The 23,174-nt window shown below is 42.8% G+C and carries 15 protein-coding genes and 2 pseudogenes; 6 read left to right on the top strand and 11 right to left on the bottom strand.

Annotation, left to right across the window (positions count from 1 at the left end):
* Positions 1 to 39: 39 nt before the first annotated feature.
* From RM544_RS12570 to RM544_RS12550, 5 genes are all read right to left on the bottom strand, one after another.
* On the bottom strand, positions 40 to 981 hold the full coding sequence (locus RM544_RS12570) for a Kelch repeat-containing protein (RefSeq protein ID WP_311362152.1): 942 nt from the start codon (positions 979 to 981) through the stop codon (positions 40 to 42).
* Positions 982 to 1,200: 219 nt separating this feature from the next.
* On the bottom strand, positions 1,201 to 3,801 hold the full coding sequence (locus RM544_RS12565) for a DEAD/DEAH box helicase (RefSeq protein ID WP_311362151.1): 2,601 nt from the start codon (positions 3,799 to 3,801) through the stop codon (positions 1,201 to 1,203).
* Between the two features lie 71 nt (positions 3,802 to 3,872).
* Positions 3,873 to 6,374: a S8 family peptidase gene (locus RM544_RS12560; RefSeq protein ID WP_311362150.1), complete on the bottom strand. Its 2,502-nt coding sequence runs from the start codon at positions 6,372 to 6,374 to the stop codon at positions 3,873 to 3,875.
* A gap of 25 nt (positions 6,375 to 6,399) precedes the next feature.
* Positions 6,400 to 7,386: an AAA family ATPase gene (locus tag RM544_RS12555; RefSeq protein ID WP_311362149.1), complete on the bottom strand. Its 987-nt coding sequence runs from the start codon at positions 7,384 to 7,386 to the stop codon at positions 6,400 to 6,402.
* Between the two features lie 103 nt (positions 7,387 to 7,489).
* A complete protein-coding gene (locus RM544_RS12550; protein ID WP_311362148.1) occupies positions 7,490 to 8,047 on the bottom strand; it encodes a recombinase family protein in 558 nt (185 codons plus the stop codon).
* A gap of 694 nt (positions 8,048 to 8,741) precedes the next feature.
* Here RM544_RS12550 and RM544_RS12545 point away from each other — a divergent pair.
* Positions 8,742 to 9,497 (top strand): annotated as a pseudogene (locus RM544_RS12545) (AMP-binding protein); the annotation flags it as partial.
* Between the two features lie 112 nt (positions 9,498 to 9,609).
* Here RM544_RS12545 and RM544_RS12540 read toward each other — a convergent pair.
* Complete coding sequence (locus RM544_RS12540) at positions 9,610 to 10,827, bottom strand: patatin-like phospholipase family protein (protein ID WP_311362147.1); 1,218 nt, start codon at positions 10,825 to 10,827, stop codon at positions 9,610 to 9,612.
* The gene (locus tag RM544_RS12535) at positions 10,824 to 11,405 is read right to left on the bottom strand and encodes a TetR/AcrR family transcriptional regulator (protein ID WP_311362146.1); all 582 of its coding nucleotides are present in this window, start codon (positions 11,403 to 11,405) and stop codon (positions 10,824 to 10,826) included. Before RM544_RS12535 ends, RM544_RS12540 begins: the two co-directional genes overlap by 4 nt.
* Before the next feature lie 230 nt (positions 11,406 to 11,635).
* Here RM544_RS12535 and RM544_RS12530 point away from each other — a divergent pair, with 230 nt between their 5' ends.
* The 5 genes from RM544_RS12530 to RM544_RS12510 are packed head-to-tail and all read left to right on the top strand — an operon-like array spanning position 11,636 to position 18,838.
* Positions 11,636 to 12,061, top strand: coding sequence for an ion channel (locus RM544_RS12530; protein WP_311362145.1), 426 nt, complete (start codon positions 11,636 to 11,638; stop codon positions 12,059 to 12,061).
* A 1-nt stretch (position 12,062) separates the two neighbouring features.
* Entirely contained in the window at positions 12,063 to 13,262 is a 1,200-nt protein-coding gene (gltS, locus tag RM544_RS12525) for a sodium/glutamate symporter (protein ID WP_311362144.1), read from the top strand.
* Between the two features lie 33 nt (positions 13,263 to 13,295).
* The gene (locus tag RM544_RS12520; RefSeq protein WP_311362143.1) at positions 13,296 to 14,357 is read left to right on the top strand and encodes an efflux RND transporter periplasmic adaptor subunit; all 1,062 of its coding nucleotides are present in this window, start codon (positions 13,296 to 13,298) and stop codon (positions 14,355 to 14,357) included.
* Between the two features lie 18 nt (positions 14,358 to 14,375).
* Positions 14,376 to 17,426: an efflux RND transporter permease subunit gene (locus tag RM544_RS12515; protein ID WP_311362142.1), complete on the top strand. Its 3,051-nt coding sequence runs from the start codon at positions 14,376 to 14,378 to the stop codon at positions 17,424 to 17,426.
* Positions 17,427 to 17,428: 2 nt separating this feature from the next.
* Positions 17,429 to 18,838, top strand: a complete 1,410-nt coding sequence (locus tag RM544_RS12510) for an efflux transporter outer membrane subunit (RefSeq protein ID WP_311362141.1) — start codon at positions 17,429 to 17,431, stop codon at positions 18,836 to 18,838.
* A 136-nt stretch (positions 18,839 to 18,974) separates the two neighbouring features.
* On the opposite strand, the gene RM544_RS12505 is transcribed toward RM544_RS12510, so the two are convergent.
* The 4 genes and pseudogenes from RM544_RS12505 to RM544_RS17675 form a co-directional block, all read right to left on the bottom strand.
* A complete protein-coding gene (locus RM544_RS12505) occupies positions 18,975 to 19,427 on the bottom strand; it encodes a nuclear transport factor 2 family protein (protein ID WP_311362140.1) in 453 nt (150 codons plus the stop codon).
* Positions 19,428 to 19,597: 170 nt separating this feature from the next.
* On the bottom strand, positions 19,598 to 20,611 hold the full coding sequence (locus tag RM544_RS12500) for a phospholipase A (RefSeq protein WP_311362139.1): 1,014 nt from the start codon (positions 20,609 to 20,611) through the stop codon (positions 19,598 to 19,600).
* A 32-nt stretch (positions 20,612 to 20,643) separates the two neighbouring features.
* Positions 20,644 to 21,294, bottom strand: a complete 651-nt coding sequence (locus tag RM544_RS12495) for a DUF3313 family protein (protein ID WP_311362138.1) — start codon at positions 21,292 to 21,294, stop codon at positions 20,644 to 20,646.
* Positions 21,295 to 21,595: 301 nt separating this feature from the next.
* A pseudogene (locus RM544_RS17675) lies at positions 21,596 to 23,113 on the bottom strand (transposase).
* Positions 23,114 to 23,174: the final 61 nt, after the last annotated feature.

Here is a 23,174-nt window from a genome sequence, read left to right as displayed (position 1 = left end):
GTAGATATTCGACCCGCTACCCTCATCGCAGGATTGATATTATTCACCCAATTTGAAGGTTTGTATCAGATTCAGGCTACCTTTAGAGGTACGTGTAGTGCCACCTACAACATAAGTCACACCGTTAATGGTAGTAGCTGCATTGTGTCGGCTAGGTAAATAACCGATATCAATCTCACGCCAAGTAGAAGTATCAAAGTCATAAACAAATGTTTCACCCAAATTATCATAATTCCCAAAGGTGAATACTTTGTTGTCCACAACGGTTAATGAGTGTGAACTAATACCTTTTGGCAAAGGTGGAAGTGTTTCCCAGCGGTCTTCACCAATACTATAGCGTTCAAAAACCGCCATACTGATTTTATGATCATAACCACCTACAACATAAATAAAGTCATCTTTAACAAATGCCCTAGTGTCTTTAGCGCTAGGCATGTCGGCTAACCTAGACCAGCTATTGCTAGCTGTATCGTACATAAACATGGTCGCAGTTGATCGTAAACCTTGCCTACTTTGATAACTGCCGCCCATCACATAGATTTTACCTTCATGGAAAACTGCGGTGTTGATCCTAGTTGCTGCTTGTAAATTTTGTATCGTAGTCACTTCATGCGTTCGGGTATTGAACACTTCGACTTCGGTAACCAAACCCATTCGCCCCTGTTTTAAGCCAACCCCACCCAATATGTAAATAGATTCATCACCATCAAAAATAGCACTATGATAACGTCTTGGGGTAAGCTTATTTTTGAGCGTTTTTATGGTGTTTGACTGTGGGTCAATGATATCAATGTCACCATATAAAGATTTACCAGAGCCCCCCACGACATAGACAAGGCGATCATCGTTAACAGCGGCAAGACCCAATTTAGAAGCGGGTAAGGTCAATGTGCCGCTCATCTGTGGTGAGGCGGAACATGCGCTTATTGTACAAATGGCAATAATGACTGTTATAGCCTGAATAAATTTTGTAAATCTCATTAAATATCCTTATTAATAATGGTGATAGGCGCACTTTGCAGACTCGCTATGTGGCCTCTACTCCACTTATGAGACTCGATAGATTGTAAACTTCTTCTACACACCAAGAACCATAAGCGTTTTTAATAGTTATAGCTTACTCACAAAAGAAAAATGTAAACAAAAAGTCCTTTTCAGTGTTTAAAAAGTATTATTTATTTACGTTTTAACTCTGATCATTTACTCAACAGTTTCTAAATGCTTCGCGCATAGATTGCTCTCAAACATGGTTTTGATTGAATTTACATCTAACTGTGCTTCCACTAGCATTTGCGCAACCTCAGCCCTCCAAGCAAGATCTCCAGCTTCCTGAAATGATGGTCGTACTCTTCGAATGAAATCCAAGACTCGTTCAGCCCAAGCTTTGAATTCATTCAAGCTCCAAAATGCTACATTCTTTAAGTGAGGTTCAGCCCCTACTTTCATTTTAGTAACAGGCGAAACTAAAACAGGTAATATAGTTACCGAATCCGACTTACAAGAGTCAACATTTGCTCTTATCCAGTTAGGATGTGTATGAACTTGCCTCGCTTTATTTGCTGAGAAGGTATCTGTCTCAGCATTGGCGTGGTCCTCAAAAACAAAGCATATGTCCTGAATTTGCCACCATGGATCAGGTGATGCGTCTTCTTCAACTTTATAAGCATTGAACCCTATATGTTCGCCGAGTAATCTATGGGCTTCTTCGAATTGATTACTACTATTAAGTCCTTCTCGGATTTTCTTTTCACGCTTTATTAAATTTCGATCATGCATGTTGCCCATAGAGTTTAACAATGATTCGATCCCTTCCACTTGGCAAATTAGCCTTGAATTGGAAACATCTTGCTCTGTAGAGTCGACAGGTACACTTGCATATCGATGAAGTCCAATAAGCCAAGGAATATCTTTTGCCGCTTGTTTTGCGCGATTGTAGTGATCCCTGACCTTTATTTTATATCCATCAAATTGGTTCTTGTCTGCTAAATAGGCAGCCGATCCAGCCAAGTATTCCCATAATGCTCGATACCCTCTTAATTCACTCGACTTTAATATTCCCAATATCTGTTCTGCATTGTCGAGAGCTGTTTCAAAGTCACTACTCCAAAGGGCCTGAACATAATCAATTTCTCTAGATACGCACTGCTCAAGTTCACCAATGCCAGGGAACTTTGCTTTAGTTTTACCTGATCGAATATCTACAATTTCAGCGTTAACGTCTTCCCAGTCCTCACCATTCTTGATAAAAATGTCATAATTTTCTTTCAAATCATCGAAAGTAGAGTCTATTGACTGATCAACACCAAACTCCAATTCCGCTTGTAATTCTGGATGGAAGTAGTTTCTACGCTTAGTATCAGCTAAAAAGTCGACCAATTCACTACCCATTACAACTACAGTTGAGTAATCCTCAAGCGATCTTGTGCAACGTCCAATCGCTTGTATTACGCGAGTCTGGATACGCTCATTAAATAAAACATTAGCTCCAATTCGTGACATTAAGAACTGCTCTTGAGCATTCACAGTTTTAGGCAGCCCTTCGATAACTAACAATCGGCATTCATCTCCAGGAAAGTCTATACCATCATATCTATTTGCTACGACAGCTACCGCGCCATCAGTATCAATAAAAGTTTGTTTTGACTCCTCAATGTCCTCTGAACCGAAAACCTTTAAGGAAGTTTTATCATTAATAGCACTTTTCACTTGCTCGCTGAGTGAATCATTAGGAACAAGCACTAAACTGCGTGATGAATTGTTAAAAAGCTCGATAGTTAAATCAACACACTTATCTTCTTTTAGAGATAGAGATGGGAAAATGAAAAACCTACGTCCAACGCCTTGCACATCCCATCCTTCAGGTATGGCTAGCCGGTGAATATTCTTTCGCCCTACCAACCTTTCGAGATCTCCACCTTCACCTAGCGTGGCAGACATATAGATACGTTGCTTAGCGCCAGTGAAAGGTGCATGAGCCCATGTAGGCGGTAAAAGTGGTCTAATCAAAATACCTTTTGTTGATAGGTACATGCTACAAGCATCCAGATTTCCCCTTAGCATCGACCAAGCGAACTTCAATGCACTACTTGAGGTGTATTCATCCAGGATGCCGATCAAGTCAGATCTGAATTGTTCGAATACTGGTACCGGTATTTTATCTGTCCAAGTCTTATCAAGAGGACTTTCCCAAGAACCTGTTAATCTTGAAAAATTTGTAGGGTTTAAGTAAGGCCTAATTAGGCCGCAAATAGCATCGAACGCAGCCTTGTGAGATGTGTTCAATCTTTCAATTTCTAAAGACCACAATTTCGAGACGTAATTTTCCGCAGCGTGAGCATCGTCGATTATAATTATATCTGGGTTTTCGAAAAATGGGTTTGTATTAAAAACGCTACTGTATGTTGTAACCGCGACACTTTGACCTTGCTTGTATTTAGCAACATCGCTGGGATCATAATCCTTAGCTTTGCCAGTAAAACCCAAAACACTCAGCCCATAACGGGCATCGGCCTGTTCAACAGCTTGATTCACTAATTGCTTAGTCGGGCAGATATAAACAACTTTTTCTCCATACTTCCTTCTTCTCCACTCAGCGATGAGGAGCCCAACAAGAGTTTTTCCACTTCCCGTTGGTAGCTGTAAAGCTACATCTGGAACATTCTCCGCTTCTTCAGCATATAGTTGCATGATAGACTTTTGGTGAGGCAACACATCTGGATATTTACGCCGTGGTAACTCTCTAAAAAGTTGATCCGGGCTCGCAGATGCAGTAACTCTATTTGTTCTTTTTTTAAAGGCCATTTATTCCTTCCCTTCAATTGTTGTTTGTTATACAGCTACTGCACTTAAGCTAAATTCAAAAATCTGTCTATTTATCCAATAACAACTGGAACACCAACTTGATTGACGATAGGCGTATATAGATCCACATCGATATCGGGAGCACTAATTGAAACAACTAGTGAATACCTAACGCGCTGATTGTAACGCTCAGTTGCAGGCCGTGTTTTCCACCACCCAAGTGATGGGTAAACTGCAATGGCACCACGGCTTGCCAACTCTGCTGCGCTGCCTTTCCACGTATCGGAATGTAAAGAGCCTTTATGTCTGTTCTTTTTACCAATCAACCAGTTTGGGTCATTCTCATTTCTGTTTACCCGCTCTTCGTCATCTCTGGCCGCAGCATTTATCCTAGCTCGGAAATCCGCTTCACTCTCTAAGGGACGTTTTACATCAAAACGAAGACCATGAGACTCATACCTATAACGTGATGTAACACCACGTGCAGAGGGGTTGGGCTCAACGAAATAGGATAATGTGACTCGCATTTCAACAAGTGTTTCACCAAGTGCTTCAAGTTCTTGCAAAGGCCATGGTAAGCGATGTAAATTCATATCACGCAGCTGAGGCTCTTTTCCCTTTTCGCGTTTAAACGGGGTTAAAAACTCCTCACATATCATGGTTAAAGAATTATCCGCGCTCCACATGGCTCTATCGAGACTGGGTTCACCAAATCCACAATGCCTTACCAACGTTGTCGTTTGCGCTTTAGTCGGCTCTCCTTTTTCGGGAAGGAACATACCTTTCATAGCATCTGTCCACTGAGCAGAGTGCACTATCAGGCCACGAATACTCTCTGGCCATAATTCAGGGTACTTTGCCATTAGACGAGCGGCCATTTGGGAACAAAGTGCTGAAGCGGCGCTTGTTGCGTTGCTCGTTGTAAACATCCGCTCAGTAGGTTTAAAATGAGTTGTTAGCAAGCTCAAACTACTCATCCAGGCTGCGCCTAAACCGTCTCGTGCTGCATTGCCCCCCTCAAAAACCACATCGGGTTTTAATGGCCAATGTGATTGCCACGTCTGAGACGTTGTGCTGAATGGACTTAGCCCACCAACATTTGCAATAGGTGTATAGTGTTCCGCATCGGCTTCTGTAATTCTTGCCAAATTAGTCATTGCACCCACGGTTATAGCGTTCCATGCTTGCGCCGGGTCATGAATGCCATCTGATGTATTGCTTTGCGGATATTCCATCCAAGCAGTTGGGTCTTTAATATTTCCAGCAGATAGAACAAACAGCTTAGGGGTTTCGCCTTGTTCGTCAGCATCAAACGCGAGCCTATCGATAGTCGATGACCATGCAGAAGGTCGCCCACGATCACGGTTATCTCTGGCTGTAATTGCCATGCTATAAACCCTTTTACGATGTGGGGCTACAATGGAAGGACGATCTACCGCTTCGGAAGTCAGGAATCCGTGAAGCTGAGGGTCTCCACCATTAGCACCATCTTCTGGAATGAGCTTAACTGATTCAAGACGATGCGAAACTACTACTGGCGTATTCGCTGCAAGTAAGTCGGTTAAATTTCCAAGTAAGGCAAGCCCGGCCATTTCTGTTCCATGGCCTTCGATATCATCAACTCCCCAAGCGGGTTCTACACTATGTTTATCAACATTAGAAATAGATTCTTGTAGCATAGGGTGCCCATTGTTTACACCTGTATCAAATAGGCTTATATAAGGTACATCTGCATCTTCTTCGGGTATTGATAATCGCGCAGTTAGCTCATCTACCCACTGTGCCTGCTCGTCGGGTACTAAGTCATCAAAAAATTCTGCTGTTTCTTTAGCTCGTCGTAACTCTGCGATACTGTTTAATGTCATCATTGAACGCTTCATTTGGCCTACTGAACCATAGACCAGTAAAATTGAACGTTCAGGGAAATAGAGCTCACCGGGAGCGATCCGAAAGTTTAATCCCTCGGCCATTTCTCGGAATTGGTTCACTGTAGCCTGTCTATCACCACGTATTGGCAACCAAACTTCCCACCATAGACGCTCATCGTCAGAAGTTGGCATAGTTTCGGGAGAATCGGTCCATAATGCTTGTATAGTAGCCGCGCGAATGTCCGATACTGCATTCAATAACTTACTGTGTGCAGGACCACTTTTTTTGTCCTTATCTTCGTCCAGATAAGCAGAGATGAGTTTTTCAAAAAACACAAGTTTACCATCAGGCACAAATACAGTAGCAAAGGTTTTACTATCGTCGTAACGGACATTTCGCAGTTCGATGCCTGAGCGCTCCCGGGCCAGAGATTCAAAAGCCAGTTCAACATCAGGGAAACTTTCAAATTCAATTTGCAGACCAAAACCTTCATCAGCACCAGCCAACCTTTGCTGCGTAGTTGCATCATTCAAAACAGGATTCAATTGCTGGAGCTTACCAAGTAACGCTCCTCCATGTTTATTTCGATTTCTATTGGGAATTGGTGAACTTGCGCCGCCTTTCAATGGCGAGGTGAATTGTTCAGAATGTGCACTATTTTGAAAAATAAAGTGCGGATGATTATTTTGCTCCCTTTCTGCCATACAACGTCCTTATCGTTAATTGTTTTTACGTCAACCTAATTGATAGCTTTCGGCGTTCTTCTAATGCCAGAGTAATATCTTTTTCTGATATCTTTTCTGCTCGCTCAATCAATGCTGTTTTCAACACTTCATCCGCTGCCCGGGACAATTCCGCGTAACTTAATCCGATGGCTTTGTTAGACAATCGTTTCCAAGATGTATTTTTAATTGCTATGCGTGATAACCGAGATTTAAGAACGCTAGCAATGTGCACTTCATCCGGTAGCTCATAGTGCAGCAGATCATCAAAACGACGAAATAGGGCATTATCTAAAATATCCGGGTGATTAGTGGCGCCAATTATGATGCTATGAGAATCATCCTGTTCAATCATTTGCAAAAAACTGTTAAGGATACGTCGTACTTCACCAACATCGTTTGCTAATCCTCGTTGAGAGCCTATTGCATCAAATTCATCAAAAAAATAGACTCCACGAGCCTGATGGGTGGATTCAAAAATCTGCCTCAGTTTGGCAGCAGTTTCACCCATGAATTTGGTAATTAAACCATCTAGACGCACTTGAAATAATGGCAGACCTAGTTCACCAGCCAATACAGACGCGGTCATTGTCTTGCCAGTTCCTGGTGGGCCGACTAACAAAAGCTTACGCCGAGGAGACAAACCATGTGATAGGATCTCGGCTGCATGACGTTGCTCACGAATAATTCGTTCCAATTGCTTAGTAAGATCACTACTTAGCACCATATCGCCAAGTCGAGCTTTGGGATAACTCACACTTAGGAGATTAGCTAGTTCTCCTCTAGGTTTACTGATAGGAACAGCTTTACTCTTCGATTCAATTACTCGACTAGCTTTGGCCTGATCAACTAACGTGCGCAGTTCTTCCGCAAGTTTGCCATGTCCTCGCTTGGCTTCATGAGCGGCTACTTGCATTGCGACAGAATAAAAACGGCTATCGTCGCCCTCTAAATGCGATTTTAGTAGCGCTTTTAATTGATTTGCATTGGCCATAATATGGATCTCCCCAGTATGAAGCTATCATACCTCTTTAACTGTACAATCACGATAAAAATCATCAGGAGCAAACCTCAATAACTATACAACCTCCTATGCTTTATTGAACGCTTGCGCACAATGCTTTATTTAAAGTGGGTCTACTTACGTTAAAATACTTAGCCACCTCAGCTTTGGTCATCATAGGGTCAATTAACATAGCTTTTGCTTTTTTAATATCTAATTTATTTAGCTTAGCTTTTCGACCGCCCCGACGACCCCAAGCTCTCGCCGCTTCAAGTCCAGCTTTAGTTCGTTCAGATATTAATCTGCGTTCAAATTGAGCTATCGAACCGATCATATGAAACGCTAGCTCACCCACAGCCGTTGTTGTGTCTATGTTCTCATTGAGGCTGATAAACTGAACCTGTTCAGATTTAAAGCCATCAAGTAATTCAATTAAGTCTTTTAAACTCCGGCCAAGCTTATCTAGTCGCTGGACGATTACAACATCGTTAGCACGTAGCGCGTCTATCATACGCTCAAGCTCTGGTCGTTGCTTTGATTTACCACTGCATTTTTCTTGATATATACGCTCGCAGCCTGCCGCCTTTAGGGCATCTAATTGAGCGCTTTCAGATTGTACGTCCGTGCTTACTCGTGCATAGCCTATTTTCATCATAATCCTAAAAACAAAGGTAGGTTTATTTTACGTTGATTAATTTACGTATTGTTTTACGTTTAGGCAAGCTAATTGAGACGTATATCGTGTCATGGTTATAATCGCAAATTAACGACCGTTTACTTTACTCATAACATTCAAAACCAGCTATATGTTACTGTTGAGTCGCTAGTTCTGCTTGAAGCTGATAAAGAAGTGAAATATAAGATCAGAATGAAGGCTTAATTCTAGTATTTAGATCAGAATCAAGGCTTCATCATGATCTTTCTTTACGAACTAGTCGAAGTAAATCTGACAAAGCCATTTCGACCGTTTCTTAGTCATTCTAATTATTATTCATCTTAATCAGTGTAAAAGTAATATGTCAAAAAATTACTTTTTTCGTAATTCATACTTCATTATGTTTACGCTTAAAGTACGTCTCCATATGAAGAATTAGATAATTTTATTGTTTACCGGTTTTCATCAAGAGAAAAGTAAGTAACCAACTAATAATAAAGAATATTTTCAATATAATAATTGGTTACTGTTTTGTAAGAAAGTAATAAAGTTGTTAACTGTTCAATCTCTAACCTATTGATTTTTCGTTCATTCAAAATACGCCAAATAAAATATAGTTGTAAACTTAATCGCTAGAACCTCTCTGCTGGACTCATTATCTAGTAATAAAGTTGTTAACTAGCGCCCTTCAATGCTCGACTCTAGCACGGCCCCAAGCCATGACAGTCGAATCTCCTTAAGTGCTGCCATCGCTGCAGGAGTGTCACTACCCGCTTTTAAGCGTGATCCAGTAACTTTGGATACCCTATGTATGCTGCAATACACTGGCGGCACTACCGGAGTTTCAAAAGGAGCAGCGTTGTCACACGGCAATGTCCTCAGTAACCGCGTGCAAACCTTAGACCGCTTAGGAGAGAGCTTTCAGTCAGGTAAAGAAATCGTAGTTTGCCCATTACCGCTCTATCATATTTATGCATTTACTGTGTGCATGATGACGTTTTTCGCCAAAGGTTGCTTAACTATACTGATCCCCAACCCGCGGGATCCGGATGCATTCATCAACGCATTGAAACCGTTTAAGTTTACGGCGTTTGCGGGCATCAATACGTTGTTTGTAGGCCTTGGTCAGCATCCTGAGTTCAAAAAGCTCGATTTCTCCGCACTTAAGTTAACCATGTCGGGGGGTACAGCATTAACCTCCGCTGCCGTCGATATTTGGAAAGCAACCACAGGATGTAATATCACCGAAGGTTACGGTTTATCTGAAACTGCACCAGTAGTGACTTTCAACCAACCTGGAGCAGAACAAGTTGGCACACCATTGCTGGACACCGATGTGCAAATGCTTGATAGCAACGATAAGCTAGTTGCTGACGGTGAAGAAGGTCAAATCTCGGTTAAAGGCCCACAAGTTATGTTGGGCTACTGGCAGAGAGAAGATGCAACTGTAGATTTTCATGGCCTGCTCCAATTAATTAAAGGATAAAGTAGTTATGGATCTATGTTGGTCACATTGTCATTGGCAGATAGATTACTCTCAGCATGATGAGCTTTGCTAATCAATCTAGATCCAATATCGATGCCCCTGGCCGCAAAGCTCTTTGCCTCCAGCTAGAGGGATCACGGCCTAATTCACGACCTAGCTCAACTAACCCCCTCATTTTCTGCTTATCAAATAAATTAGTGGTTTCAGGGATCACATAGCTTTGTGGAATGGCAACGTAATTCATTTCAACATTGAAATCTGGCCGTTTATTTATAAGCTGCGAAAATGTTTCAACATCTTGTATGGTCTGCAATGTTGATCCTCGCATTAGTGAAACCAATGAACGCGTTGCAATTGCGTCCCATGTTGGGGTTGTTACATCAGGATCCATCACTAACTTGTTGTTCACCACAATCCAGATTCTTATCTGAATTGGCTTTGTATTGTCTATATTGTCCAAGCCAATATCTTCATTTTCTCCATACAACCAGCTGCGGTCATCGATTCCACTAACGACTTGCATAGAGGCGCCACCATCGACGTAAAGGCTATCGTCAATCATCACGGGGGGAAATGCCCCAGGAATAGCTGATGAGGCAATAAGTCTTTCGGTGATCAGTTCTTGGGCTACTGACACTGAATTATTGGCAGCTAAGTTCGCTAAATCCCAAACGCGCATAGAACCATAATCTAAGTTTGTTGCACCTACTAAGAGTGTCTTATTATCTTTGGAGCGATTTACAATTTCGCTAATCAATTCAGGACTTATGCTTTCTTTAATTTGCTCATGCAGCTTTGTCGCATCATAAACTGCGCTGTTCGCTGACAATAAAGATACCAAAAGCTTGGCAATAACCATCTGCGGGTCGGGATTACGATACAATTCAACAATAGTCTCGTAAGCCTCATCAGTGCCAACAAATGCAAAGGGCGCGATAAGTGCGCCAGTACTTATACCACTGACACTATCAAAATTAGGTCGCTTGATTCCCTCTTGCTCTACTTCTCCCCAACCTTGTAAAAAACCGGCACCAAACGCACCTAACGCTCCGCCACCCGACAAGACTAATATGTCATAGGTTTCCGTATTTTTATTGCGCAGTGAACGCGCATATTCCGACTTTATTCTTAATTCGCTTTTGCGACCTATTTCTTTCAACTCTGCATTATAGCTATCAGAGTAGTTAGCTGCGTTTGAAACAAGCGTTTCTTTGTCAATGCTGCGAATCGGCGCAGCGCAGGAAGTAGTTAGCAGTACCAGTGCAATCACTGAGCAAACATTAAGTTTCATTTTGTAGATTCCGGTTTGAATGCGATTGAATTCCAACACGCTAGAATGACATCGTCTAGTAGTTTCCCTTCAATCCTCGTTATACCTAGGATATGTTTTCTCGCTAAATTTGCGCAGGTTTCAATGCTCAATGTAGCAAGGACGTCTATCGGTAAAGGTTTAAAAATTTCTTTTTCAACGCCCACATGTAGCATGATACCTACTTCTTTAAAAAGTTCTTTCGCTAACAACTCTTCGCGAAGCTGCACAATCGAAGGTAAATGATCAAACTGACTTTTTGCCAAAATTGCCTCCGGGTGGTTGAGGCTATACTGCCAAAAATTTCGCCAGATACATGAGTATTGCTCAAAAATACTGGATGTTGCATCAAAGCCGTCAAACATACTCTCAGCTAACGTGTGTAAATTCCTTTGATGTAAACTTTGAATTAAATCCTTTTTATCATTGAAGTATAAGTATGTTGTGCCTACGGCAATCTCCGCTGTTTGTGCCAACTCTTTCATAGAAAAGCCATGATAACCTTTTTCGGCCAGTAGTATGTTCGCTGCATCTAGCAGCTGTTCGCGCTTAACAGACATATACGATAGGCAATGGATAATTGACAATGAATGAACGTTCATTCACTATATTGATAATGAATAAAGTAGTCAATGAGTTGGCGCTTAAGTGTTAGAAATTTCAAATGCTTTAGCGCGCATTAGCGTGTGGATCAGTTGTTTAGATATCATCGATTTTTTACCAACAGGCAATTGATTTTCCAACATAATTTGGATGTTAAATGCTACTCCAATTAAGTCTTAGTAGCCTTATGATAGTAGCCACTTTGTTAATCCAAGTGGCTTTTATCGCTGTCAGCATTGCTACCTTAACTAGATTTGGTTCATGGCTTGGATCAGGTCAAGTTAGCGCTAAATTTATTTTAGCACTAAGTTTACTTATTATTTGGCTAGTAATGGGCCTGACAGTATGTTGCTGGGTATGGGCGCTGATGTTTTTGCAACTCGATGTACTAACGACTCTAGAGAGCGCACTCTATTTTTCTATCGTTACATTTACAACGCTGGGATATGGTGACCTTATTTTAACAGATAGTTGGCGAATCTTAGGTAGTTTATGTGCTGTGAACGGCTTAATTTTGGTCGGACTCAACACTGCTTTTTTAGTGGAGGCGTTGTCGCGAATAAGGCATTCTCAGGTCAACGGCGTTAGGACCACAGCCGAGCAAGGTCGCTAATATGGAAAACATCGCAGTAAACAGCTTTTTAACCTACACCATCGGTATTCTGGTTTTCTTTATAGGCGCTTGGCTAACAAAAAAAATCAATTTTCTACGCGATTTTAATATTCCAGAGCCCGTTACTGGCGGCTTAATTGCAGCGATTGCAATTAGTGTGTTTTTTATTGTTACGGGCAATGAAATTGGGTTTGATTTAAGCACTAGGGACAAACTACTAGTGTATTTCTTCACCGCTATTGGCTTAAATGCTCGATTCTCAGACTTGGTATCAGGCGGTAAACCGCTGATTATTCTGCTTGTGTTGACCTTATCGTTTATTGTCATTCAAAATGTCATCGGCATTAGCAGTGCTATGCTACTCGACTTACCCAATGCTATCGGTGTACTCGCGGGCTCAGCATCTTTAATTGGTGGACACGGCACTGCGATAGCCTGGGCGCCTGACATAAAGGAAGGTGGAATTGAAAACGCATTAGAAATTGGTGTCGCCGCAGCGACTTTAGGATTAGTTGTTGCCAGTCTAGTTGGCGGGCCAATAGCTAAATTTCTATTGGCTAAACATAATTTATCAGGTTCTAGAGATACGGAACCCTCTATCGGTATCGAATATAAAAAAGCGGATGAAGAAAGTTTTAATCATCTAAATTTTATGTCTGTAATTTTGGTTTTGCATATTAGTATTATTATCGGCTATGTGTTGAACCTTGTACTCGAGCAAGCAGGGCTAAAACTGCCACTGTTTGTGAGTTGTCTGCTAACTGGGATTGTTTTGTCCAACACCGTTCCTTATTTACTCCCCAAATTACACTGGCCTGCGCGCACCCGATCACTCGCGATTGTTTCCGATTTTTCTTTGAGCTTATTTTTGACTATGTCACTGATGAGCATGCAATTATGGACAATTGCTGAACTTGCAGGGTCGCTTTTGATTATTCTGTTGTTTCAAACAATCGGCGCGGTGTTGTTTATTTTGTTTGTACTGTTTCCTTTGATGGGAAGGAACTACCAAGCCGCAGTATTGAGTGCTGGGTTTGGCGGGTTTGCCTTAGGCGCAACCCCTACAGCAATTGCCAATATGACCGCCGTGACTAAGTCTCATGGCCCCGCGCCGACAGCATTTATTATATTACCATTGGTGGCCGCATTTTTTGTTGATGTTACCAATGCGTTCATCATTCAATTTGCGCTAGCCTTATAGTGCAATAATTAAAGTTTTAAAAGGAACCTGAATATGGTCTCAAATAAAAGTGTATTGATAGTAGCATTTAGCGGATTACTACTCAGCGCATGCTCAAAAGAAGTTGAAGTCGAAACTAAAGAGATCGTTAGGCCGGCGAAATTGATAGAAATACAAGCATCAAGCAACGAGAAACTATTTAATTTCCCCGCGGTAGTCGAAGCGTTAACGTCAAAAAAGCTGACATTTCAAGTTTCCGGCCAAATTGAAACCCTGAATGTTCGCGCCGGGCAAGAGATCAAAAAAGGTGAGGTTATAGCAACACTCGTGCAAAGAGATTTTCGCAATAGTGTAGAAACAGCGCAAACACAATTTGATTCAGCAAAACTTGAATTTGATCGCGCTGAGCGCTTGATTGTTGAAAATGCCATTTCTCGTAGCGTCTATGATCAGCGCTTGACTGCGCTTAACGTTGCGAGTGCACAATTAGATTCAGCAAACAAGGCGTTAGAAGATACCGTCCTGACTTCTCCTTTTGATGGTGTGATTGCACTAAAACAAGCCGAAGAGTTGGAAACAGTTAGCCCAAGCACGGCGATAGTGACCATTCAAACTGAAGGCGCGGCCGAGGCGCTGGTGAAAATTCCCGCCAGCCTAGTATCACGCTCAAAGCAAATTGAACCTATCGAAACGATTATCACATTAGACGCAGCACCAGATGTGGCAATACCAGCTCAAATGGTGTCAGCTTCCGCTATCGCTGACGAAAAATCACAAACCTTTGATGTGCGATTTGGATTTTCACCACCCGAGTCATTAGTCATATTGCCGGGTATGTCAGGCACGATAAAATCAAGATTAGTTTTTGCGGGTGATGCTGCGAACGCTGGACAAATTTCGGTTCCTCTAAATGCAATTGTTACCGATAGCAACGGTCAATTTGTGTGGGTTGTTGACCAAGAAACTATGCGGGTTTCAAAAAGAGAAATTTCCGTCGGAGCTGGTGTGGGCGAATCACTTGTCGTCGAGTCAGGTTTAAATGCCGGTGATGTAATTGTTGGTGCGGGTGCTTCATACCTTAATGAAGGTCTTAAAATTAGACCTCTGAACCAATAACCGAATAGGGAAATAGACATGAACTTAGGCATCTTTGCGATAAAAAATCGCTTGATCACCATGATAGTCATACTTGCCTCCTTATATGGTGGCTGGTTTGCTTATGAAAACATGCCTCGTTTCGAGGACCCCGAATTCACGATTCGAACCGCAGTTGTTATTACTCAGTATCCGGGTGCTACACCCGAAGAGGTAGCAAATGAGATCACTGAACCATTAGAAACAGCTATCCAACAGTTACAAGAAGTTGACTCCATTGTATCGACCTCGTCAGCTGGGCTATCTCGTATAAATGTCAACATCAAATATGAATTTTCTCCCACCAAAGCCTCTTTACAGTCTATTTGGTCGAAACTAAGAAATAAGATTCAGGATGCCCAATCAAGCTTGCCGTCGAATGCCTATGAATCGATCGTTAATGACGACTTCGGTGACGTTTACGGTGTTTATTTTTTACTGACTGGCGATGGCTATTCTTATAAAGAGTTAGAAGAGTATGCTAAACAATTACGCACAAATGTGCTTGCGGTTGATGGCGTTGCCAAAGTGTCTTTATCTGGATTGCAGCGGGAAGCAATTTATGTCGAGATATCAAGAGAACGCGCGGCTATCTTAGGGTTATCCGTCAATAATATTGTCCAAGACTTAAGCCAACAAAATGCTGTCACCTCGGCGGGTAATTTAAAAGCGGGGAATCGGCGTCTGATCATCCAACCTTCAGGCTCAATTGACTCTGTAGAAGATATCAAGAACACGGTGGTGTCTACTGATAGTGGAACCCTTGTTTACCTGCGCGATGTTGCAACCGTTAAGCGCGAGTATGTTACGCCGTTAAGTGATGAAATTCGATACAACGGAAAACCGGCAATCGGTTTTGGTATCTCAAACGTTACAGGTGCGAATGTTGTTGCAATGGGCAATGCAATAGACCAAAAACTGCTTGAAGTAGAAAATCAAAGACCGATTGGTATCGAAATTCATGAGTATTATCATCAAGGTAAAATAACCGATGAGGCTGTTCTTAACTTTGCTCTGAATGTTGCAGCCGCTTTGGCAATCGTGCTTGTAACGCTGTTTTTCTTCATGGGGCTGAAGTCTGCACTGATTATAGGTGCAGTATTGCTCATTACTATCGCTGCCACACTTGGCACCATGTATTTAATCGACATTCCCATGCACCGGATTTCGTTAGGTGCTTTGATCATAGCATTAGGCATGCTGGTAGATAATGCAATCGTTGTGACCGAAGGAATATTGGTTGGCACGCAAAAAGGCGAAGACAAGCATGCGGTTACCAAGAAAATTATTGAACGCTCCATATGGCCTCTGCTAGGCGGCACCTTAGTTGGCATCATCGCATTCGCGCCTATCGGTTTGGCTCCGGGACAAACGGCCGAATACACAGGGCACTTATTTTGGGTGGTAATGATTTCGTTAATGTACAGCTGGATTTTTGCTATAACGGTTGTGCCTTTCCTTGGTGACTTGCTATTTAAACAAGCGCCGCCAGGATCTAAATTAGCCGCTGAAGGCAAATTAATGGCGAAATATAAGTCATTTATGCGTGTAATGCTGGCAAAACGTTGGTTGCCCATCGGTGTCACAATCGCGTTATTTTTGACAGCCGTGTGGGGTTTCCAGTTTGTGAAGTCAGGGTTTTTCCCTGCGTCAACAACACCGCAAATCGTGGTTGACTATTGGTTACCTGAAGGTACCGACATCTCTCAGACAAAATCCGATATGTTGCAAATAGAGGATACTTTGCGAGAGCTAGACGGTATTGAGGCAGTACAAACTCTTATCGGTCAGGGTGCGAATCGGTTTATGCTGGTTTACAGTCCTGAGAGTAATAACTCTTCTTATGGCCAATTCTTATTAAAGGTTGAAAGTTATGAGGCGATTGCAGGGTTAGTACCGGTTATTCAAGCTTCCCTAGACAGCAATTACCCCGATGCTCAAGCTAAAGTCTGGCAGTTCCAATTAGGCCCAGGTGGCGGTTCAAAAATAGAAGCGGAATTTAGCGGTTCGGACCCTAAAGTACTGCGCCGATTAGCGGACGAAGCAAAAGCAATAATGCGCGCGGACGGGCGAACCATTTCGATTAAAGATGATTGGCGACAACCGGTAAGCATTATTGAGCCGGTGTACTCTTCCGCTCAAGGGCGTCGCTTAGGTATTTCCCGCGAAGATTTGTCCAAAGGTTTACAACAAAATTTCTCTGGAACATCTGTCGGTGTCTATCGAGAAGGTGATTCAATGATCCCAATTATTGCACGGGCACCTGAGTCAGAGAGGGTTGATCCTAATTCAATCGGACAAGTTCAAATCATCTCACCGGCGACGGGTGCTGCAGTCCCGGTTAATCAAGTTGTTGAAAGTATCAACACTATATGGCGCGACTCACTGCTAAAACGAGAAGACCGAGTGTGGCGAATCAAAGCACAGGCAGACCCTATTGCCGGTGACTTAGCGTCTGATTTGTTTTTACGTCTCAAGCCTCAAATCGAAGCGATGGAGTTACCACCTGGGTACACACTGAGTTGGGGGGGCGAGCAAGGTGACAGCTCAGAAGCGAACGAAGATTTAGCGAGTACTTTGCCTCTAGGCTTGTTGGCAATGGTATTGACCGTGGTGATTTTATTCAACGCACTGAGGCAACCCTTGGTGATTTGGTTAGTTGTGCCACTCGCGCTTATTGGTGTGGTATTCGGTTTAGTTGTGACTGGCACACCTATGGAGTTTATGGCCATCTTAGGCTTATTGTCCCTATCAGGATTATTAATTAAAAATGCGATCGTGCTTGTTGACCAAATGGATGTAGAAATAGCGGAAGGGAAAGCACGATTCGATGCTGTAGTCGATTCAGCCGCGAGCAGAGTACGCCCTGTGATGATGGGAGCGTTGACAACTGTGTTAGGTGTCATTCCACTATTTGCAGACGCCTTCTTTAAGTCTATGGCCGTTGTACTCGTTTTTGGGTTAACTTTCGCGACCATATTGACCTTAGTAGTAGTACCTGCCCTATATGCAGTGTTCTTCAAAATCAAAAATGACGAAAGAGAGGCCTAATTATGCTGCAATTGAATAACAACAAAAAAGCCATCAGAACTGCGGTGATTTTAGGCCTAACATCGTTAGCGCTAGCCGGGTGCGGAAGCACTGGTCAAGACAACTCCGCGGCGGCTAAAACTGCTGTGACTCAGAAAGTAGGCGAACTTCCTGCTCAGTGGACTGGTATACAGCAGCGACTTGGTACAGTCGAAGCCGGTTGGTTAGCACAATTAAATGACGACTTATTGACTCGATTGGTAAATGAAGCACTACAAAATAATTTGAATTTGCAAGCCGCAGCGGCAAGCGTAAACGCCTCGAGAGCTTTGGCTGATCAAGCCGCTTCAGCGCTATCACCTCAATTAGGCTTAAGCGCCGGCGCATCTGATGGAGGGGCGTTGGAAAGTCGCTCGCGTGGCGGTTTTAATGCAGCATTACAAGCAAGCTGGGAAGTCGATTTATGGGGCAAAATTGAAGCCGGAACACTGGCTGCCCAAGAAAGTCTAGCCGCAGCAGAAGCAGAGTATGTTTTCTCTCAGTATTCTTTAGCTGCAGGCGTTGCCAGAGCTTACTTTGTTGCCATTGAGGCACAACAACAGCTAGCTATCGCGCAACAAACTTACGATGCAATCGAACAAACCACTAAAATTGTTGGTGTTCAGTTCAATAATGGCGTTGCTTCACAACAAGACGTATCACTTTCCAACGCTGAGCTAGCCAGTGCTGATGACGCATTAATAACCGCGCGGGGCGCACAACGCGATGCAACACGTGCTCTAGAACTGTTACTTGGTCGATATCCCAGCGCTGAGCTATCGGTGGCAAAATCCTTACCTAGTGCCCCGACCAGTGTACCGGTTGGTTTGCCTTCTGAGTTGCTAGAACGTAGACCAGACCTTATTGCTGCAGAGAGACAAGTCGCAGCTGCATTTAACAGCTTAGATCAAGCCAAAGCCGCAAAACTTCCCAGCTTATCATTGTCTTCAAATATAGGCGGCTCGTCGAATGACCTAAGCCGCTTGCTGAACCCTGCGAACCTTGCATGGCAAGCACTAGGCAGTATTGCTGCTCCTTTGATTGACGGCGGGCGTCTAGACGCTGCCGTGGATTCGGCAACAGCGGATCAAACAGCAGCTATAGCGAGCTATGCACAAACTGCGCTAGAGGCTTTTGCAGATGTTGAAACTGCACTCGATCAGGGGTCGATTTTGAGTCAACGTCAAGTTGCACTTAAGCGATCACTAAGCGAAGCGGAAAATGCACTTAGAATTGCAAATTTGCAATTTGATGAAGGCGAAATAGCATTGTTGGATGTTCTGCAAATTCAACAAAGAGTGTTTAGCGCTAGACGCAACGTATTATCGATCGATCGTGCTCAATTGAGTCAATTTGTTGATTTAAACCTAGCGCTTGGTGGAAGCTGGCAGTAGCCGCTTTACTGTAGTAGCTCGCACCTGATGTGGAACTAAGGTTTTATGATTGTCGAGGTACTCTAACCGAAGGCGATGAGCGAATTGCGGGCGGTCACTTTCAATCTAAATATATACGGCTCTCGGGAGTCGATTTTTAAACTGCTGGCGGCGCATCAGCTAGCTGGCTGACTCGTGAAATAATCCTCCAGATACCATCAGTCTCCTTAATCCATATGTCTGTAACCTTGTAGTGCGGGGGCAATTTACCCACACCTTCACGTTGCCAATCGAGCGACCAAGTCGCTTGAGCAGTGGCAACATTGTCAACAACCTCAGCGCGAACAGACGTAACTTCAACCGAAGTTGTACTCATGCCAGTCATCCCAAGGTAAGCCGCTTTATCGATTGGAGGAGCGTCTGAATAGGTACGGATCAGTCGAAAGTCTGAGTGCATGAGCGTATCAACCGCATTCATATTTCCAGCGACCAAAGCCTGAGCCCAAGCAGTTTCTTGTATAACGATTAAATCCTTTTCGCCATCTGAATCGACTGCGTAAGAGAGTTGAACAACTAAAACTAGAGATAACATGCAAAGATGGCGTTTCATAACGATTGTCTTCAATTGTTTAGGGTTAAATATAGCAGTAAGCATCACAATAGCCATTTAATCGGCTCATAATAACTAGTGTTCATTAAGTAAGGACTGATGCAGATTGATCATAAAGTTGAGCGGTACGCGAGCGCCCAAATAGTTAACCTATCTAGTATTCATCCAATCTAGAGAACATTGTTTAGTGATATCCCAACCCCGACTCTGGTTTGATGATGGTTGTAATCGATTAGACTCTCACCATAGCCATTGAACGCGGTTGCGTATCCTCGCAATTTTCCGTAAAGGGGAAAGCTGAGTGATAATTCAGCTGCTCCTCGACTGGTTGAGAAGTTCTGTCGGCCAAGAAAGCCAAACTCTAGATCGTTATATTTATATACCATCCCCAATTCGAAATTACCCATATAGTCTTTAATATCTGGGTTGTCGTCTCCATTGGGATCAAACTCAAACTCTTTTTCGTCTTCAGATAAGCGGTACCAAGGCCTAAACGAAAGTGCAAAATCGTTTTTTTCATAAATAAAGTTGGCGTAGACTCGATTCCAACTTCGAGATAAGTCCTGTGCTCTACCATTTGATTGATGTTCAATACCTAACATAACAGCAGTATTACCGCCAAATGGCTGCCATGAAGTTGGCGCTAAATAAAAAAGCTCTGGCTGATAATTTGTTTCTCTAAATGGTTTTGATATGCCGCTAGCGTAGATTTGCCACCATGCTTGCAATGTGAAGCCCACATACAAACCATCACCTTCTACCAGCATATCGCCAGTATTCAGTGGCACCTTTAAGCTGAGTTGGAACTTAGCTTCATTGTCTTCAAGATTATCTTCATTGCCGTCTAAAGTACGATACGCTTCTTTATTAATACCACTACTTGTAATAACGGGTAAAACATAATTGGGTCTATGTGGCGTAATAACCCAACTTGAAAACTGTGTTGATCTTTCCTCTTCCAATCGCTTAGTGACTAAACCATCGTTTGACTTCGGCTTTACCTCTACATTCTTCGTTTCAATCGCCTGCGTGCATTGCTCCCGAATCTGCTTAAGCGTTAACGTTTCAGCTCCATTGAGGGCTTTTTCGGTGACACAGGTATTAAAATTGTTCTCTGCGGCGTTAGCAGAAACAGATAAAAGCGAAAAGCATGCTATCGACAACAGTACGGTATGTTTATTCATCAGAAAATTTTCCTACTTTCTAGTAACTCAGTTCACTTTTTACCGTGAGCGATATTCAGGGCGTTTGTGAATCCAACAGCCCAATTATCAAATGCAGCTTTGACATCACTGGTCGTCGATAATGGGTTCCCATTAAACATATAACTACCTCTGCTCCCCTCAAGCACAACGGCATTAACTTGATTGCTCATGGAGTCTGAGAGTATCGCTTCTACGGTAACTTCCCCTACACTTGTGGATAATCCTGGAACCACTAACATTGAAACGTTTGTTGCTGCGGTAGGAATTTTCATATCAGTAATGATAAAGGCAATAATCATGGTTTCTTTAGACGCTTCGGTCACCAATTGATAGCCGCTTTTGTTTAATTCTGTCGCCATTACATTTTCAAAATATTGTTGCATTTCAGTTAAGTCCTCAACTGAAACCGCTTTGATATTCGGATTAGCGTCATTAATTGCGATCGGCATCATCATAAACTGCGTGTAATTTTCAAGCGTGGGGGCATCAGGTCTAACGTAGACTAAGGTTGGTAAATATTCAGGTTGCAATACCATGCCATCCACATCCACACTTAATTGCGCAGAATCAACTTGATTGCTAACTTGAGCACAACCACTAACAAATGCAAGGCTCATTGCCGCGACTGTGAAACTGCGACCTATGCTATTAAATATTTTCATTTTGCATTTCCTATAGATTGTATCGATTGAATCATATGGCTTATCGTTTAAAGCGCCTTAAGTCAGGGTAAATGAACCAACGTTCAGTTTACTGTATCAGACTTCAAATGATCATAGAATTTTTTTAAATGGGCCTTATTACCAAGAGCAAAACTAAGATAGGTGTTTTGAAGAAAATATGAAATGAGTTGTCGTCAAGATAAGTAAGTGAACTGAACTGTAGTACTGAAATTCGAAATGAGATTTGTGGAAGTTCTTGCCTCAACATATTGCATGCTCAAGCTTTCGCATGTTTTGTAACTTATGCACCAAAGTCAAAATCTCGTTGGATGGTGTAGTCGTCAATCACTGAGGTTTGTACGGGTTCGAAAACCGACGGGGCTCGACAAGTATTGGCGGTAATCAGAGAGTCTAATTTGTCTAAATGCATTATTATTTTGTAAATGGTCGCTGGGTCGGTAATACAAGCGATAATTTTGACGTTGGTCTTTTCACAAGACTCACACTCGGTAATGTCGATGTTGAACACGCGTTTAAGTCTTTGCGCCCACGACATGCTGCGGGCGTGGTAGGGTTTATCTGAATCTTTCAGATGTTCTGCTAAACGAGGGCTGTTCTTACCACGTTGTGAGGCCGTGACCTCCGCACGTAAATTGCTGTTTGGCGCAAACACCCCATAAAACCGAGTAAGGTTGAGTCTAGGCGGTGGCACCAAGGCTGCCAGTTTACTTATGAAATCAATCGGTGAAAAAAATACATGTGTAGTTCCGTCTGTATAGGGTGTCTTAAGTTCATACCTGACGTTGCCAGTGGTTGTCAGGCTTAAGCGTTTTTCACTCACCGCTGGCCTTGCGATATAGCGACAAAGCCTCTCTAGTTTGTCTGCTTGATCTGCGTCTGCGAATATTCCCTCGACACGAAGTGGCTGCATGTAGGCTAAATCCAGCTATTTTTGCTAGGTGTCCATAGTTGTCGTAATCTTTGGCTGGCAATGTTTGTAGACTGAATACTTTTTTACCAGCATCCTTGCTTACGGCAATACGGTAGTTGACCGATGATGCTTGAAGTTGCGGCAAACTATCTTCATCATCAATCGGTAAGTTTAGAAAGGTGTTGTCTATGTCGCGTTGGATCAGTCCTGCTTTTTCTAGATATTTTGCGATGCGATGACTGACGGTGTTAACTACCCGCTCCATATCACTATGGCTGGGAGCTTTGACTTGATTGAATTCGGGTTGACCTTGCGTTTGTGTGATGACGCCTTCGAGAAATAGCATATGGAAGTGGATGTTGAGATTCAGTGCACTACCAAATCGTTGAATATAAGTCACAGCCCCTGTCTTAGCTTGTTTTTTTAGATAACCTGCGCGGTTTATGATATCCGTTGAGATAGCGCGGTGAATGATTTGCATCACTTTGCTGAGTTCTTTTGGATACCTAGCGAGTAATAAACGCAGAGGGATAGGTAAACTAACAGGATAACCTTGTAAAACATCATCCACCAACAGTTTCGCACTCTCTGCCATACGTCTAGCGCCACAGCTTGGGCAGAAACCTCTCTTTTACAACTAAAAGCGACCAGTTTCTGATGCTTGCAGTCATCGCATACTACGCGCAAAAATCCGTGTTCAAGGCGACCGCACTTAAGAAATTCATCAAATTCCTTTTCAACATGATATGGCAATGATTTACCTTGATGTGACAGCATTTCTTTAAATTCTGGGTACTGTCGCTCAACAAGTTGATACAGTAATGTCTGCTCGGGACGGTGACGTCGATAGGAATGAGTGGGAGATACTAGCAATGGCGCCCGTACCAGTAATTTTTTGCATAGTTTGCAGAAATCTTGAATACTTCGCTACTGGACTTGTTGCCGAAAT

Source organism: Brumicola blandensis, from assembly GCF_031846165.1.
GTDB lineage: Bacteria > Pseudomonadota > Gammaproteobacteria > Enterobacterales > Alteromonadaceae > Glaciecola > Glaciecola blandensis.
Note: the sequence above shows the minus strand (reverse complement) of the source record. Positions and strands in the feature narration are given on the sequence as shown.

What these genes read in the sequence shown, in the direction of transcription:
- RM544_RS12535 (WP_311362146.1), bottom strand. Translation starts at nt 11,405, where the DNA reads ATGTCTGTTAAGCGCGAACAGCTGCTAGATGCAGCGAACATACTACTG.
- RM544_RS12570 (WP_311362152.1), bottom strand. Translation starts at nt 981, where the DNA reads ATGAGATTTACAAAATTTATTCAGGCTATAACAGTCATTATTGCCATT.
- gltS (WP_311362144.1), top strand. Translation starts at nt 12,063, where the DNA reads ATGGAAAACATCGCAGTAAACAGCTTTTTAACCTACACCATCGGTATT.
- RM544_RS12515 (WP_311362142.1), top strand. Translation starts at nt 14,376, where the DNA reads ATGAACTTAGGCATCTTTGCGATAAAAAATCGCTTGATCACCATGATA.
- RM544_RS12560 (WP_311362150.1), bottom strand. Translation starts at nt 6,374, where the DNA reads ATGGCAGAAAGGGAGCAAAATAATCATCCGCACTTTATTTTTCAAAAT.
- RM544_RS12500 (WP_311362139.1), bottom strand. Translation starts at nt 20,611, where the DNA reads ATGAATAAACATACCGTACTGTTGTCGATAGCATGCTTTTCGCTTTTA.
- RM544_RS12565 (WP_311362151.1), bottom strand. Translation starts at nt 3,801, where the DNA reads ATGGCCTTTAAAAAAAGAACAAATAGAGTTACTGCATCTGCGAGCCCG.
- RM544_RS12555 (WP_311362149.1), bottom strand. Translation starts at nt 7,386, where the DNA reads ATGGCCAATGCAAATCAATTAAAAGCGCTACTAAAATCGCATTTAGAG.
- RM544_RS12510 (WP_311362141.1), top strand. Translation starts at nt 17,429, where the DNA reads ATGCTGCAATTGAATAACAACAAAAAAGCCATCAGAACTGCGGTGATT.
- RM544_RS12550 (WP_311362148.1), bottom strand. Translation starts at nt 8,047, where the DNA reads ATGAAAATAGGCTATGCACGAGTAAGCACGGACGTACAATCTGAAAGC.
- RM544_RS12530 (WP_311362145.1), top strand. Translation starts at nt 11,636, where the DNA reads ATGATAGTAGCCACTTTGTTAATCCAAGTGGCTTTTATCGCTGTCAGC.
- RM544_RS12540 (WP_311362147.1), bottom strand. Translation starts at nt 10,827, where the DNA reads ATGAAACTTAATGTTTGCTCAGTGATTGCACTGGTACTGCTAACTACT.
- RM544_RS12520 (WP_311362143.1), top strand. Translation starts at nt 13,296, where the DNA reads ATGGTCTCAAATAAAAGTGTATTGATAGTAGCATTTAGCGGATTACTA.
- RM544_RS12505 (WP_311362140.1), bottom strand. Translation starts at nt 19,427, where the DNA reads ATGAAACGCCATCTTTGCATGTTATCTCTAGTTTTAGTTGTTCAACTC.
- RM544_RS12495 (WP_311362138.1), bottom strand. Translation starts at nt 21,294, where the DNA reads ATGAAAATATTTAATAGCATAGGTCGCAGTTTCACAGTCGCGGCAATG.